This window comes from Actinomadura sp. 7K534, assembly GCF_004348575.1.
Lineage (GTDB): Bacteria > Actinomycetota > Actinomycetes > Streptosporangiales > Streptosporangiaceae > Spirillospora > Spirillospora livida.
Window position 1 is genome coordinate 1 of record NZ_SMKB01000187.1, and the last position, 14,251, is coordinate 14,251.

Annotated in this window: 16 protein-coding genes; 9 read left to right on the forward strand and 7 right to left on the reverse strand. The window is 71.9% G+C overall.

Annotated features, from left to right (window positions below; all coding sequences use genetic code 11):
* Positions 1 to 71 precede the first annotated feature (71 nt).
* Positions 72 to 1,028 (reverse strand): ABC transporter ATP-binding protein, encoded by a 957-nt coding sequence (locus E1266_RS27810; protein ID WP_132051988.1) that lies wholly within the window; start codon positions 1,026 to 1,028, stop codon positions 72 to 74.
* A gap of 103 nt (positions 1,029 to 1,131) precedes the next feature.
* Here E1266_RS27810 and E1266_RS27815 point away from each other — a divergent pair, with 103 nt between their 5' ends.
* Positions 1,132 to 1,743: a DUF1707 domain-containing protein gene (locus E1266_RS27815; RefSeq protein WP_132051990.1), complete on the forward strand. Its 612-nt coding sequence runs from the start codon at positions 1,132 to 1,134 to the stop codon at positions 1,741 to 1,743.
* A gap of 5 nt (positions 1,744 to 1,748) precedes the next feature.
* On the opposite strand, the gene glpX is transcribed toward E1266_RS27815, so the two are convergent.
* On the reverse strand, positions 1,749 to 2,783 hold the full coding sequence (glpX, locus tag E1266_RS27820) for a class II fructose-bisphosphatase (RefSeq protein WP_132051992.1): 1,035 nt from the start codon (positions 2,781 to 2,783) through the stop codon (positions 1,749 to 1,751).
* A 191-nt stretch (positions 2,784 to 2,974) separates the two neighbouring features.
* Here glpX and E1266_RS27825 point away from each other — a divergent pair, with 191 nt between their 5' ends.
* Together E1266_RS27825 and E1266_RS27830 are read left to right on the forward strand one after the other, a co-directional pair.
* A complete protein-coding gene (locus tag E1266_RS27825) occupies positions 2,975 to 3,640 on the forward strand; it encodes a TetR/AcrR family transcriptional regulator (RefSeq protein ID WP_132051994.1) in 666 nt (221 codons plus the stop codon).
* A gap of 20 nt (positions 3,641 to 3,660) precedes the next feature.
* Entirely contained in the window at positions 3,661 to 4,452 is a 792-nt protein-coding gene (locus E1266_RS27830; RefSeq protein WP_243718956.1) for a DUF4245 domain-containing protein, read from the forward strand.
* A gap of 10 nt (positions 4,453 to 4,462) precedes the next feature.
* On the opposite strand, the gene E1266_RS27835 is transcribed toward E1266_RS27830, so the two are convergent.
* Positions 4,463 to 4,699: an exodeoxyribonuclease VII small subunit gene (locus tag E1266_RS27835; RefSeq protein ID WP_132051996.1), complete on the reverse strand. Its 237-nt coding sequence runs from the start codon at positions 4,697 to 4,699 to the stop codon at positions 4,463 to 4,465.
* 48 nt (positions 4,700 to 4,747) lie between these two features.
* The gene (xseA, locus tag E1266_RS27840) at positions 4,748 to 5,962 is read right to left on the reverse strand and encodes an exodeoxyribonuclease VII large subunit (protein WP_132051998.1); all 1,215 of its coding nucleotides are present in this window, start codon (positions 5,960 to 5,962) and stop codon (positions 4,748 to 4,750) included.
* A gap of 22 nt (positions 5,963 to 5,984) precedes the next feature.
* Here xseA and E1266_RS27845 point away from each other — a divergent pair, with 22 nt between their 5' ends.
* The gene (locus tag E1266_RS27845) at positions 5,985 to 6,407 is read left to right on the forward strand and encodes a MarR family transcriptional regulator (protein ID WP_347876753.1); all 423 of its coding nucleotides are present in this window, start codon (positions 5,985 to 5,987) and stop codon (positions 6,405 to 6,407) included.
* Positions 6,408 to 6,501: 94 nt separating this feature from the next.
* Here E1266_RS27845 and E1266_RS39930 read toward each other — a convergent pair whose 3' ends face one another.
* Positions 6,502 to 7,398 (reverse strand): hypothetical protein, encoded by an 897-nt coding sequence (locus E1266_RS39930; protein WP_132052002.1) that lies wholly within the window; start codon positions 7,396 to 7,398, stop codon positions 6,502 to 6,504.
* A gap of 281 nt (positions 7,399 to 7,679) precedes the next feature.
* On the opposite strand from E1266_RS39930, the gene E1266_RS27855 reads away from it, so the two are divergent.
* Positions 7,680 to 8,645, forward strand: coding sequence for a 4-hydroxy-3-methylbut-2-enyl diphosphate reductase (locus E1266_RS27855; RefSeq protein ID WP_132052004.1), 966 nt, complete (start codon positions 7,680 to 7,682; stop codon positions 8,643 to 8,645).
* 21 nt (positions 8,646 to 8,666) lie between these two features.
* On the opposite strand, the gene E1266_RS38265 is transcribed toward E1266_RS27855, so the two are convergent.
* Positions 8,667 to 9,230 carry a DUF6542 domain-containing protein gene (locus E1266_RS38265; protein ID WP_207945953.1) on the reverse strand — a complete coding sequence of 188 codons (564 nt, stop codon included), beginning with the start codon at positions 9,228 to 9,230 and terminating at the stop codon, positions 8,667 to 8,669.
* A gap of 56 nt (positions 9,231 to 9,286) precedes the next feature.
* Positions 9,287 to 10,678: a DNA recombination protein RmuC gene (locus E1266_RS27865; RefSeq protein WP_132052006.1), complete on the reverse strand. Its 1,392-nt coding sequence runs from the start codon at positions 10,676 to 10,678 to the stop codon at positions 9,287 to 9,289.
* Positions 10,679 to 10,822: 144 nt separating this feature from the next.
* Between E1266_RS27865 and ychF the strand changes: the two genes are divergently transcribed.
* From ychF to E1266_RS39935, 4 genes are all read left to right on the forward strand, one after another.
* Entirely contained in the window at positions 10,823 to 11,914 is a 1,092-nt protein-coding gene (gene ychF / locus E1266_RS27870) for a redox-regulated ATPase YchF (protein WP_132052008.1), read from the forward strand.
* Positions 11,915 to 12,365: 451 nt separating this feature from the next.
* Complete coding sequence (locus E1266_RS27875; protein WP_243718958.1) at positions 12,366 to 13,385, forward strand: conjugal transfer protein; 1,020 nt, start codon at positions 12,366 to 12,368, stop codon at positions 13,383 to 13,385.
* Positions 13,386 to 13,447: 62 nt separating this feature from the next.
* Positions 13,448 to 13,732: a hypothetical protein gene (locus E1266_RS27880; protein ID WP_132052010.1), complete on the forward strand. Its 285-nt coding sequence runs from the start codon at positions 13,448 to 13,450 to the stop codon at positions 13,730 to 13,732.
* A 38-nt stretch (positions 13,733 to 13,770) separates the two neighbouring features.
* On the forward strand, positions 13,771 to 14,251 hold a 481-nt coding region (locus E1266_RS39935; RefSeq protein WP_132052012.1), incomplete at its 3' end, for a conjugal transfer protein.

Below are 14,251 nucleotides of genomic sequence, written 5' to 3' on the forward strand. Positions count from 1 at the left end.
CCCCCGGTTCGCCGCACTCATTCGTGCTTCTTGCGAGGGGTCCACCCCCCGCGCCCCCCGCTTCGCCGCGCTCATTCCACGCGCTCCCCGGTGAGAACTACGAACACGTCTTCGAGGTTTGCGGCGCGGCGCACGCCGTCCGGGCCCAGCTCGTCCTCCAGGGACGGCGGGATGGTCTCGGCCTTCAGGACCGACACCGAGGGGCCCGTGCGGCGCGTGGACAGGCCGGCGCCCTGGGCGATCCGCTCCACCTCGGTCAGCCGGTCGGGCGGCCCGTAGTGCTCGACGACCCGGGCGCCCGCGTACTCGGCGACCAGCGCCGACGGCGAGCCCCGGGCGATGACGCGGCCGTGCGACATCAGCGCGCAGTCGTCGGCGAGCCGCTCGGCCTCCTCGATGTAGTGCGTCGACATCAGGACGGTCGTACCCCGCGAGCGCAGCCCGTCGATCAGCCCCCACAGCTCCGCGCGCACCTGCGGGTCGAGGCCGACGGTCGGTTCGTCCAGCAAGACGAGGGCGGGGGAGTGGACGAGGCCGCGCGCGATGAGCAGCCTCCGCCGCATCCCGCCGGAGAGGTCGTCCACCTTCGTGAGCTGCTTGCCGGTCAGGTGCGCCAGCGCCAGCGCGTCGTCGACCGCCTGCCGCCGCGCCCGGCGCGGGACCCGGTAGAGATGCGCGAACACTTCGAGGTTCTCGCGGGCGGTCAGCTCCTCGTCCAGATTGTCCTGCTGCGGGACGACCCCCATCACGGCCCGCGCGCGCTTGGACTCGCGCGGGACCTCGAACCCCAGGACGCGGATGCCGCCCTCGTCGGCGATGGCCTGCGCGGTCAGCATCTTCATCGTGGTGGACTTCCCGGCGCCGTTCGGCCCGAGCAGCCCCAGGCACACCCCCGGCGGGACCTCAAGGTCGAGCCCGTCCACGGCGGTGAAGTCGCCGAAGCGCTTGACGACGCCGCGCAGGCTGATGGCCGCCTCCCGGCCGTCCCGCTCGGGGGCGGCCTCGGCCTGGACACGTTGCACCGTCATGAACCTCACAGTACGGAAATCAAGGGACATAGCCCCAACGGTTTTCCGGGCCGTGCCATCTCGCCCGGATAGCCGGGGCGGCCAACGAGGTTAGTCTCTAAGGGTGGACGTCCCCCAGCATCCGGCACCCGGGAAGGTGACGCGCGTGCGCGACCTGCGCGCGTCCGACGCCGACCGGGAACGCGTCGTCGCCGTCCTCGGCGAGGCACTCGCCGACGGCAGGCTCACCATGGAGGAGCACTCCGACCGCACCTCCCGCGCCTACGCCGCCCGCACGCTGGGCGAGCTCACCGGCCTCACCGGCGACCTCATCCCCGAGGAGGCCCAGCCCATCCTCGTGGACGACCGCCCGGTCTCGGTCTTCTTCGGCCGCACCCGCCGGGACGGACGCTGGGTCGTCCCGGTGAAGCTCCCGCTGCTCGCCCTGTTCGGAACGGTCGAACTGGACCTGCGCGAGGCCGTCCTCCAGCGCCGGCACATCGTGGTCGACTCGCTGGTCCTCGGCGGCCGGGTCCGGCTCCTCGTCCCCGAGGGCGTCCGCGTGGACGTCACGGGCCGCACCATCCTCACGACCCGCGACGTCCGCGCCCGCCCCGCGGCCGAGGGCCCGACCATCGAGCTCGGCGGCACGATGATCTTCGGTTCGGTCCGCGCCCGCGCCCCGAAGCTGCCGCTGCGCGCCCGCGTCCGGAACCGGCTCGGCCGCGGCCGGTAGCACCGTCAGGACGCGGTGTCGAAGTTGATCGCGCTGTAGGCGCGGAGCTTGCTCAGCTGGTGCTCGCTGGAGATCGTCCGGATCGTCCCGCTGCGCGAGCGCATGACCAGCGAGTGCGTGACGGCCGTGCCCTTGCTGTAGCGGACGCCGTCGACGAGCTCGCCGTCGGTGATGCCGGTCGCGGCGAAGAACACGTCCTCGGACGTCACCAGGTCGTCGGTGGTGAGCACCCGGCCCAGGTCGTGCCCGGCGTCCACGGCCTTCTGCCGCTCCTCGTCGTCCTGCGGCCACAGCCGGCCCTGGATCACCCCGCCCAGCGCCTTGATCGCGCAGGCCGCGATGATGCCCTCCGGGGTGCCGCCGATGCCGAGCAGCAGGTCGACGCCCGTCCCGGGCCGGCACGCCATGATCGCGCCGGCCACGTCGCCGTCCATGATGAACTTGATCCGCGCGCCGGCCTCGCGGACCTCCTTGGCGATGCCCTCGTGCCGCGGCCGGTCGAGGATGCAGACGGTCACGTCGTTCGGCGACGAGCCCTTCGCCCGCGCGATCGCCCGGATGTTGTCGCCGATCGGGCGCTCGATGTCGACGGCGTCCGCCGCCTCGGGGCCGGTCACGAGCTTCTCCATGTAGAACACCGCGGACGGGTCGAACATCGACCCGCGCGGCGCCACCGACAGCACCGCGATCGCGTTGTTCATGCCGAGCGCGGTCAGCCGCGTCCCGTCCACCGGGTCGACCGCGACGTCGCACTCGGCGCCGGAGCCGTCGCCGACCTGCTCGCCGTTGAACAGCATGGGGGCGTGGTCCTTCTCACCCTCGCCGATCACCACGACGCCCTGCATCGACACCGTGTTGATCAGCTGCCGCATGGCGTTCACCGCGGCCCCGTCGGCGCCGTTCTTGTCCCCGCGGCCGACCCAGCGGGCCGCGGCCAGCGCGGCGCCCTCGGTGACCCGGACCAGCTCCATCGCGAGGTTGCGGTCCGGAGCCTCCGGCTCGGTCGTCAGCGGAGAGGAAACGGTGGTCTCGTCGGACATGACGCGGCGCCCCTTCGTTCGGTGGTGACTCGGATTCTCGGTGGACCGGACGCCCTGCCACAAATTGGACCAGACCAACGGGAGCGCGGGGTGCACCGGCCCTGTGGACACGGAGGCCGGCCGGGCCGGATTTGACGGTCACACGGGCAAGGGATCGTTTCCCCATGGGAGAGGGCGTAATCTCAGGCATCATGAGCAGCCACATCGACGTCCCGTCCGGCGAGGTGTCACACAACGGGGGGACGCGGTCCGGCGACGCCCCCGCCCGGACCTCCGACCGCGGGGCCGCCACCCGCGGCGCCCTCCTGGCCGCGGCGAGGGACGTCTTCTGCGAGTCGGGCTTCGCCCAGGCCGCCGTCACCGACATCGTCGCCAAGGCGGGCGCGAGCGTCGGCAGCCTGTACCACCACTTCAACGGCAAGGCCGACCTGTACCTCACGCTGTTCGAGGAGTTCCAGGCCGGCCAGCAGGAGCGCACCCGCGAGGCGATCAGCGCCGTGCGGGAGGCGGGCGAGACCGACCCGATGCGGCTGTTCATCGCCGGCGCCGGCGCCTACCTCAACGGCTGCCTGGAGGAGCGGGACGTCGCCCGGCTGTTCATCTCCGGCGACGGCCCGCCCGGCTTCGACCGCGTCATGCGGCAGCGGCTCAACAAGTGGGCGCGCCGCAACGCCGCCCTGTTCCACACCGCGGACGGCGGCGTCGACGAGGCCCTGGTCGTGGTGCTGACGGGCGCGATGGCGGGCGCCGTGTCGGAGATCTCGCTGCTGGACGACGAGGACGCCGCCCGCAGGCTCGCCGAGGAGATCATGGGCATCGTCGGCACGATCAGGAACCCCCGTACCGAGCAGCGCTGACCGTACGGGATCCTTGAAGGGTGACCGACAAGACCCCACCTTCCGTCCCCGAAGCAGCGGACGCCCCGCGCGAGGCGGAGGCTCCGCGCGAGCACGACGTCTCCCGCGAGGAGGGCGTCCCGAACGAGGCCGCCGGGCGGCGCGAGCCCGGGGCGTCGGGAGCGGACGGCGGCCCGGCCCAGGGGCCCGCCGGCACCGGACGTCCCGTGATCGAGGTGAGCCCCGCCGTGCACAAGCGGCTGACCACGGGGCTCGGCGGCTTCAGCATGGCGATGGCCGCGTGCCTGGTGCTCGTCCTCGCGATCTACGTCGTCACGCCGCGCAGCGACGAGCAGATCCTGCCGACCGTCGACTACAACGCCCAGCTGTGGGCGATGAGCAACGACGCGCCCTTCACCGTGTACGCCCCCGAGGGGCTTTCGGGGCAGTGGCGGCCCACCAGCTCGCGGGTGCACGGCCTCGGCAAGGGCGGCGACGAGCCCGTCGCGTGGCATCTGGGCTTCGTGACGCCCGGCGACGAGTACGCGGCCCTGGAGCAGAGCAACGAGAAGGCGTCCGAGTACATCCCGCGCATGACCAACAGCAGCATCCCCATCGGGACGCACCAGGTCGGCGGCGACGCCTGGAACAAGTACCACCGCAAGGACAAGAAGGCGAACTCCCTCGCCCGGACCCTCCCGGACGGGACGAGCCTGGTCGTGACCGGCACCGCCACCTACGAGGAACTGGCGGTCCTCGCGGCCTCGCTCAAGCCCCAGCCGAAGGACGGCACGTCCCTGACCCCCACGGGCGCGGCGACGCCGGGCTCGTAGGCTCCGGCTTTTAGAACGGGGCGGGGGCGTCGCCCTCCTCGGGCTGCGCCATCGCCGCGGCCAGCCGCGCGCGGGCGCCCTCCAGCCACTCCTCGCAGATCGCCGCGAGCTTCTCGCCCCGCTCCCACAGCGCGAGGGACTCCTCCAGCGTCAGGCCGCCCGCCTCCAGCCGCTTGACGACGTCGGCCAGTTCGTCCCGCGCCTGCTCGTACGACGGCTTGCCCGCCGTCCCCGTCTCGTCCGCCATCCGCTCCACTCTTCCATCCTCGGGAACAACCCATACCCCCGGAACGCCTCACGACCCGTCGCGCTCGTCGACCGTCACGCCCAGCCGGCCGCCGGCCAGCCGGACGTGGAGCCGCTCGCCCTCCGCGACGCCCGCGGCCTCCCGCACCACCGCCCCGCCCTCCCGCTGGACGATCGCGTACCCGCGCTCCAGCGTCGCGGCGGGGGACAGGGCCAGCAGCCGGGCGCGGGTGTGCGACAGCTCGTCCCCGGCCCGGTCCAGCGCGCCGGACAGGCAGCGCCGCGCTCGGTCGCGCAGCGCCAGCACCCGCTCGGACTGCCGCTCCACCTCCCGCACCGGGTCGGCCAGCGCCGGCCGCGACCGGATCGCCGCCAGCCACGCCAGTTCCCGCTGCACGCCGCCCGCCAGGCAGCGCCGCCCCCGGTCGCGCAGCTGCCGGACGAGCTGCAGCTGCTCCCGCACGTCCGGGACGGTCTTCTTCGCCGCGTCGGTCGGGGTGGACGCGCGCACGTCCGCCACCAGGTCCAGGAGCGGCGAGTCCTGCTCGTGCCCGATCGCGCTGACCACGGGGGTGCGGGCGGCGGCGACCGCGCGGACCAGCGCCTCGTCCGAGAACGGCAGGAGGTCCTCCATCGCGCCCCCGCCCCGCGCGATGACGATCACCTCGATCTCGGGGTCGGCGTCCAGCGCCCGCAGCGCCTCCATCACCTCGCCCACCGCGTAGGAGCCCTGCACCGCCGTGTTCTCCACCCGGAACGCCACCGCCGGCCACCGCCGCCGGGCGTTCTCCAGGACGTCGTGCTCGGCGTCGGAGTCGCGCCCGCAGATCAGCCCGATCTTGCCGGGCAGGAACGGCAGCGGCCGCTTGCGCTCCGGGCGGAACAGCCCCTCGGCGGCCAGCACCCGCTTCAGCCGCTCCAGCCGGGCCAGCAGCTCGCCGACACCGACCGGCCGGACCTCCAGCACGCTGAGCGAGAACGTCCCCCGGTTGATCCAGAAGTCGGGCTTGGCGTGGACGACGACCCGGGCTCCGTCGGTCACCGCGGGCCCGGCCGCCTCGAACACCGCGCGGGGGCCGACGACCCGCACCGACATGTTCGCCACGGGATCGCGGAGCGTCAGGTAGACCGTCCCGCCGCGGGCGTTGAGGTCGGTGATCTGGCCCTCGACCCAGATGCGGCCGAGCCTCCCGATCCAGCCGCTGACGGCCTGCAGCACCGTCCGCACCGGGACGGGCGATTCGGCCGAGGTCTCCATCGCCATGCGGGCACCCTACGGTGAGACAGTGACCGCATCCGAACGCGAGCTCGCCGAACGGCTCAGCCTGCGCCTCCGCCACCTCGTGCTGATGCTGCGCCGGGTCAGCGCGGACCAGCCGATCACCAGCCAGCAGCTGTCCGTCCTCGGCTCCCTGGAGCAGGGGCCGCGCCGCATGACGGCACTGGCCGCCGAGCACGGCGTCCGGCTCCCGACCATGACCGCCCAGGTCAACCGGCTCGAACGCGACGGGTTGGTCACCCGCGGCCGGGACGGCGCCGACGCCCGCGTCGTCACCGTGCGGCTCACCCGGACGGGACGCGACCACCTGGCGTCCGGACGCGAGCACCGCATCGACCTCCTGGCGGAACGGATCGCGCGGATGACGGACGAGGAGCGCGCGGCGGTCGCCGCTGCGCTCCCCGCCCTGGACAAGCTCTTCACACCCTGAACGGCCCCGAACTGCCCCGGACGTGAGAAGGGCCCCCGGATCGTCCTCCGGAGGCCCCTGTGATGCGTTCACGGGTCTGTCGTGCGTTTACGGGTCAGGTGGTGCCGTTGAGCTTCGCGATGCGGCGCTCGTACATGCGGATGACGTCCTCGCGCCCGGCGTGCTTGCGCTCGTACTCGCGCAGCAGCTTCACCTGCTCGACGGACAGGCCGCGCAGGCGCGCGCGCAGCTGCGGCAGCGTGGCGCTGTCGTAGTCCGGGACGGGCAGGTCCTCCACGAGGTGCTCGGCCTCGGCCTGCGCGGCGGGCTTCAGCTCCGGCTTCGGCTCGAACGCCGCCTCATCCTCGGCCTTCGCCTTCTCCTCGGCCTTGTCCTCGGCCTTCGGCACGATTTTGCCCTTCGGCGGGCTCCCGGGCGTGTCGGCGGGCTTCGGGCTCGGGGCCGGCTCGGCCTGCGCGGCCGGTTCCGGCTTCGGCTCGGCGGGCGCGGGCTCCGGCGCCGGCTCGGCGAACGGGCCGGCCTTGTCGGCCCGGTGCTTGCCGGGGGCCGCGGGCCTGCCGGGCGCCGCGGCGCGCTTCGGCGGCTTCGGCGGCGGCCCCGGGCGGGTGTGCCTGGGCGCGGGACGCGTCCCGGCGCCGGGCTTGCCGATCGTGATCTCCTCGCCGGCCTTCCGCGCGGCCGCGGCCGGCGCCTTCGGCCGGCCCGCGGGCTCCGGCTCGGCTTCGGGCTCCTCGCCGCGGACGCGCTCGACCACGCGGCCCACCACCTTCTCCGCGGTGGTGTGCACGTCGTCGCGCAGCCGCCCGAGCACCGGCTTCACGCCCTCGCCCTGGGTGATCTCCTTGTAGTCCCTGGTCACCCGGTCGCCGAGCAGCAGGGCCCGGCCGACGCCGAACATCGCCAGCCGGACGGCGTGCAACGGGAGGTCGCGGACCTGTTCGCCCACCGTGTCCTGAACCTGCTGCTTGAGGCGGCGCGGCGATCTCGTCATCGTCTTTCCTCTTCCTTGCCGTCCTGAACACCGGATCGGGTCATGCGGCTGCGTCTCGTCGAAGTTCACTCTGCCCCATGGGTGCGATGGCGGTCACCCCGGGCTAATGGATTTCTGTCCAAAAGCGGCGTGCCGTGGCTCACACCCGCGTCCGCCGTAAGCCCTATCCCCATCGGCGGCGGTGTTAGCCGCGCGTTCGCGCGGGTCAGGCAAGGTGACCCGTGCTGCACGGCGGTGACCCGTGCTGCACGGCATTGTGCGGTCACTCGTACGATAGAGGTATGACCGCCAACACCCAGCGCCGTGTCCTGCTCGCCAAGCCGCGTGGTTACTGTGCGGGCGTCGACCGCGCCGTCGAGACGGTCGAGATCGCCCTGGAGAAGTACGGGGCGCCGATCTACGTCCGCAAGCAGATCGTCCACAACGTCCACGTCGTCAAGACGCTGGAGGAGCGCGGCGCGATCTTCGTCGACGAGACCGACGAGGTCCCCGAGGGGTCGATCGTGGTGTTCTCCGCGCACGGCGTCGCTCCGTCGGTGCACGAGGAGGCCAAGGGGCTCGACCTGCGCACCATCGACGCGACGTGCCCGCTGGTCACCAAGGTCCACAAGGAGGCCGTGCGCTTCGCCGCCGACGACTACGACATCCTCCTGATCGGCCACGAGGGCCACGAGGAGGTCATCGGCACCACCGGCGAGGCCCCCGACCACATCCACCTCGTGGACGGGCCGGAGGACGTCGCCAACGTCACCGTCCGCGACCCCGAGAAGGTGGCGTGGCTGTCGCAGACCACGCTGTCGGTGGACGAGACCGTCGCCACCGTCGAGAAGCTGCGCGAGCGGTTCCCCAAGCTGATGGACCCGCCGTCCGACGACATCTGCTACGCCACCCAGAACCGGCAGGTCGCCGTGAAGGAGATGGCCGTGGAGTCCGACCTCGTCATCGTGGTCGGCTCGACCAACTCCTCCAACTCCGTCCGCCTGGTCGAGGTGGCCAAGGAGCACGGCGCCGCCAACGCCTACCTGGTCGACTACGCCGAGCAGATCGACCCCGCCTGGCTGGAGGGCGTCACCACGGTCGGCGTCACCAGCGGGGCGTCCGTGCCGGACGAGCTGGTGCAGGAAGTGCTGGCCTGGCTGTCCGAGCGGGGCTTCGGCGAGGCCGAGGAGATCGAGTCCGTCAAGGAGCACATGCGCTTCTCGCTTCCGAAGGAACTCCGCAAGGACCTCCGCATCACCCCCGTCTAGGGGCGTCCCCCGCGAAGGGGGTCAGTCCACCTCGCCGTGGTGGAGGCGGCGCTCCTGCGTCGTGGTGGGGGACTCGTCCCACCGGACGGGGTTCTCGTTCTCCTCTTTCTCGAAGAGGCGGACGCCGGCGAGCTTGTCCCGCAGTTCACGGACGTTCGTCATCAGGCCGCGGGACAGGCAGATCACCACCGTCAGCAGCGTCCCGAAGAACAGCCACGGCGCCGTCGCGGCGAGCGCGGCGAGGACCCCGACGGTGACGCCGCGCAGCAGCGACCCGTTGCCGAGCGTGGTGGCGAACTCGACCGCGAACGTGGCCGCGAAGAACACCAGCGGCGGGCTGACGACGAGCGTGAGCAGGTCGGCCGGACGGGTGGCGAACGCGGCCAGGGCGCAGCCGATCGCGAAGCCGGCCCCGGCGAGCAGCGGCACGCCGAGCCAGCGCGACAGCAGCCCGCAGACCACCCCGGCGCCGAAGATGACGACGATGCCGCCGCGCCCGGTGAGCGCGACCGGGCTCGCCGCGGCGGCGGCCGCGGCCGGGCGCGCGGACGGCCGCGAGGACGATGCACCGCGCCGACCTCGCACTCGACCCTCCGGGACCGGCGACGTGCCGCCCGGCGCGTCGCGTACCGACGATGAACTCATGGCCACCTCTCTCGCCGATCAAGCCGATCTGTCCGCTCGGGGATGGCCCGTCCGCCGAAACCTACCGGTTCCGTGGCCGAGTCAGGATGAGGCCGCCGCTCCTCGGTTGCGTTGTGGTCGTCCTCAATGGGGTCGTCTTCCAGGGAGACGGGGTCCTCGTCCAGGGGAGCGCCGAAACCGGGGTCATGTCCGGTCAGTTCGGCCGCAGAGAGCGAGCGGGGGCTTTCCTCGACCGGACGGGGGCCGTCCAGGTCGTCATCGACCACGCCCAGTTCGTTCAGCTTGCGCGCACTGACGAGCACGCGCGTTTCCAGCGATCCGACCGTCCGGTTGTAGGACTTGATTGCGCCGGTCAGCGCGCGGCCCAGTTCGTCCACGTGCTGGCCCATGGTGCCCAGCCGCTCGTACAGCTCCTTGCCCAGGTCGAACACCGCGCGGGCGTTCCGTGAGAGCGCCGCCTGCTGCCATGCGTACGACGCCGTCCGCAACATGGTGATGAGCGTCGTGGGCGTGGCGATGTGCACCCGCCGCCGCATCGCGTACTCCAGCAGGCCGGGGTCGCGGTCCAGCGCCGGTGCGAGGAACGCCTCGCCCGGGATGAACAGGACGACGAACTCCGGCGCGGGGCTGAACGCCTGCCAGTACGACTTCGCCGCGAGGCGGTCGACGTGGTCGCGCAGATGGCGCGCGTGGGCGTCCAGCCGTACCGGATCGCCGCTCTCCGCCGCCTGCAGGTACGCGGCCAGCGACACCTTGGAATCGACCACGATGCTCTTGCCGCCGGCCAGCCGCACCACCATGTCCGGACGGACGGTGCCGTTGACCGTGAACGAGCTCGCCTGCTCGTCGAAGTCGCAGTGGTGCGCCATCCCGGCCAGCTCCACGACGCGGCGGAGCTGGAGCTCACCCCAGCGTCCCCGCGCCTCGGGCCGCTGCAGCGCCCGCACGAGCGACTGCGTCTCGCGCCGCAGCTGGTCGGAGCTCTGCCGGACGAAGTCGACCTGCTTGGCCAGCATCGCGTGCGACTCCCGGCGGCCCGTCTCGACCTCGCGGAGCTGCTCCTCGACCTTCGCGAGCGTCTCCTTGAGCGGCGCGACGAGGTGCTCGACGGCCTGCTGCCGCCGCTGGAGGTCCCCGGCCGCCTCGGCGCCGGCGGCCTTGAGCCGGGCGTCGGCCAGTTCGAGGAAGCGCTGGTTGCTGGCGTCCAGCGCCCGCGCGGACAGGTTCTCGAAGTGCTCGGCCATCCGCTCCTCGGCGTAGGCGAGCTTCTCCTCCGCCGCCCGCGCCCGTGCGATCAGCGAGCCCTGCCTGCCCGTCGCGAGCGCGTATCCGGCGACGACGCCGAAGACGGCTCCGACGAGGAGGCCGGCGAACAGCGCGAGGTCCATCCGTTCATCGTGACAGCGCGGTCGCGAACGCCGGTCGCGACGCGCCGTGGCGGCCCACCTCACCGGACATTCGGGTCGACCCGCGGCCCGCCGGGCGATCCGGGCAGCCCGAGGGGTCCGCGGACGGCCATAAACTTGACGGCCGTGAGCCTCTCCATCGGAATCGTCGGCCTGCCGAACGTCGGCAAGTCCACCCTGTTCAACGCGCTGACCAAGAACGACGCGCTGGCCGCCAACTACCCGTTCGCGACCATCGACCCCAACGTCGGCGTGGTCGGGGTGCCCGACCCGCGCCTGACCGTGCTGGCGGAGATCTTCGGCTCGCAGAAGATCATCCCCGCGACGATGGAGTTCGTCGACATCGCCGGCATCGTCCAGGGCGCCTCCGAGGGGCAGGGCCTCGGCAACAAGTTCCTCGCCAACATCCGGGAGACCAGCGCGATCTGCCAGGTCATCCGGGTGTTCGAGGACCCCGACGTCACCCATGTCGACGGGGACGTCGCCCCGTCCCGCGACATCGAGACGATCAACACCGAGCTGATCCTCGCCGACCTCCAGACGATCGAGAAGGCGCTGCCGCGCCTCGACAAGGAGGCGCGCACCAAGAAGGACAAGGACAAGCTCGCCGTCGTCGACGCCGTCCAGGCCGCCCAGAAGCTCCTGGACGACGGCATCACGCTCTTCGCGGGCGCCGAGAAGGCCGGGATCGACCTGTCGCTTCTGCGCGAGCTCCAGCTGCTCACGGCCAAGCCGTTCCTCTACGTCTTCAACCTCGACGAGGCGGAACTGACCGACGAGGCGCTGCGCGCGCGCCTGCGCGGCCTGGTCGCCCCCGCCGAGGCCATCTTCCTCGACGCCAAGATCGAGGCCGAGCTGATCGAGCTGCCGGACGACGAGGCGCTCGAACTGCTGCAGAGCATGGGGCAGGAGGAGCCGGGGCTGGCGCAGCTCGTCCGCGTCGGGTTCGCGACCCTGGGCCTGCAGACGTACCTGACCGCGGGCCCCAAGGAGGCGCGGGCCTGGACGATCCGCAAGGGGGCCACCGCGCCGGAGGCCGCCGGGGTCATCCACACCGACTTCCAGCGCGGCTTCATCAAGGCGGAGGTCGTCTCGTTCGACGACCTGACCGCCGCGGGCTCCATGGCCGCCGCTCGGGCCGCGGGCAAGGTCCGCATGGAGGGCAAGGAGTACGTCATGCAGGACGGCGACGTCGTGGAGTTCCGCTTCAACGTCTAGGGCGACGGAGCCTCGCACAGGGGCCGTGGCCTGTGTGATTTTGGCAACAGCGGGTGCTCCTGAGGGCCGTGTGGCCGCTGAGCTGGGTGTTCTGTCGTGAGATGTCCCGATTGTGACACTTTGTCGGATTCTTTCGGGAAGAAAGTGCGACCGCCATCGCCACCCGGTAACCAACCAACTCCCGACTCGTGCCGCTTGTCCGGTACCTGGACCTGCGCACTGTTCGGAGCCCTGGATAGGGGATCGTCACCGTTTGGCAATCTTCCCTGTTCCTGCTGAGGTGGATTGCATTATCCACAACCGCGTGCCGGGGCTGTGCTTTGCTGGGATGCGCTGGAAGAATTGACGCCCGTGGTTACCCTGGGCCCGAGGTGGGTTCAGAAAGGCCACCGGCACATGATCAGGCACACACCAGCGCGCCGACCGGGGGCGAGGCGCGAGCGGAGGCGGGATGGCTCGCAGGTCGGCCGTGGGACGCGGCCGTGACACGGCCGTGGTCGAGGAGACGGCGGCGCCCGGCCGGGCGCTCTCGTCGTCCGTCGACCCCTGGGACCCGCCCGGCGGTGACCGGCGCGGGCGCTCCGGTGGCGGCGGCCGCGGCGGCGGGCGCTGGGGCGGTTCCGGCGGGCGCTGGTGGGTGTGGGCCGGACGCGCCGTCCTCTGGGCGGTGATCATCGTCATCCTCGTGAACGGCATCCGCGCCCCCTTCGAGCGCTTCACCGCCGACGAGACCTCCGGGGGGACCGCGACCACGGCCAAGCCCCCGCGCGGCGCCGGGTTCCCCAGCAGCGCCGCCGGCGCGTTCGCCCTCCAATTCGCCGACGTCTATCTGAACTTCGACCAGAACGGCGCCGCCGCCCGCGAGGCGCAATTGCGGACCTTCCTGCCCGACGGCGCCGACCCCCAATTCGGCTGGAACGGCGCCGGCAAGATGCAGGTGCAGTCCATCCAGGTCGCCGGAGTGGACGCCCGCGACGCCAACAACGCGACCGTGACGCTGCTCGCCCGCAACGGCGAGAAGTGGCTGCGGCTCGCCGTTCCCGTGTACGCCGACAAGGGCGGGTCGCTGGTCGTGTCCGCCCGTCCCGCGCTGCTTCCCCCGCCCGCCAAGGCGCAGCTGCCCGAGAGCGGCGTCCAGAACCGCGACACCGCGCTCGAAGGCGAGCTCCAGCCGTTCCTCGGCACCTTCTTCCAGGAGTACGCGACCGGCAACCAGGAGGCCCTGTCGCGCTTCTCCGACGGGACCACCATCGCCGGTCTCGCCAACTCCGTGACCTTCGTCCAGGTCAGGGAGGTCGTGGCGCCGAAGGGGTCGCCGGGCGAGCGCACCATCACCGCGACGGTCGTCTGGCGTCCCGCCGCCGGCGGCGACGGCGAACTGGAGCAGACCTACCAGCTCGCCATGGTGAAGCGCGGCGACAAGTGGCTCGTCCGCAACATCCGCGGGACCACGCGACCGGACGCATCATGAGAGGCCCTGATTTGAGCGAACCGACCCCCAGCGAACCCGCCGACCGAGGAAGGTGAACATCGATGCTGCACCACATTTTCGCGTCGATTCCCTACGACCTCCTTGCGGCGCCCAATGACGAACTCAAGACCGATCAGCTCGCCGACTGGCTGCGGCAGATATTCGGTCCGCTGTTCCTGGTGATCGTCTCCATTGTGGCGATCTTCTTCCTGTTCACCCGCGAGATCACGCGTTTCGTGCAGTTCATCCTTCTGGCGATCGGAATCGGGGTGGTCTTCTACGTGCCCAACATCATCGAGACCACGGCCAAGGCGATAGCCACGGCCCTCGGCGTGGACGTCAGCTGACCGGCAACACGTGCTCGCGCGGTTAGGGGAGTAGGGGCGTGGATCTACCCACGTACACGAACATCTGGCGCATCGAGAAGCGGCTGTACAAGCTGTACGACCTGCGGCTGCCCATGCCGCTGCCGCTCGTCCAGATCGGCGTCTTCCTCGGCGTGTTCGTGCCCTGGATCGTCCTGCTCCGGATCGTCGGCATCCCGTTCGAGTCCCCCTGGCACGTGCTCTACATCGTCCCGCCGGGGGTGCTGACCTGGCTCGCCACCCGCCCGGTCATCGAGGGCAAGCGGCTCACCGAACTGCTGCTCTCCCAGGGCCGCTACCTCGCCGAGCCCCGCACCTGGTGCCGCCTCACCCCGATCCGCGAACCCCGCGAGGTCGTCATCGTCGCCCGCGTCTGGCGCCGCGCCGAGGCCCCCGCCCCGGCCGCCGCCGCGGAACGCGCCGCGATCAAGTCCCACCGCAAGGCCCGGCAGCAGCCCGCCACCGTGCCCGCCACAGTCCCCGCCACAGTCCCCGCCGCGG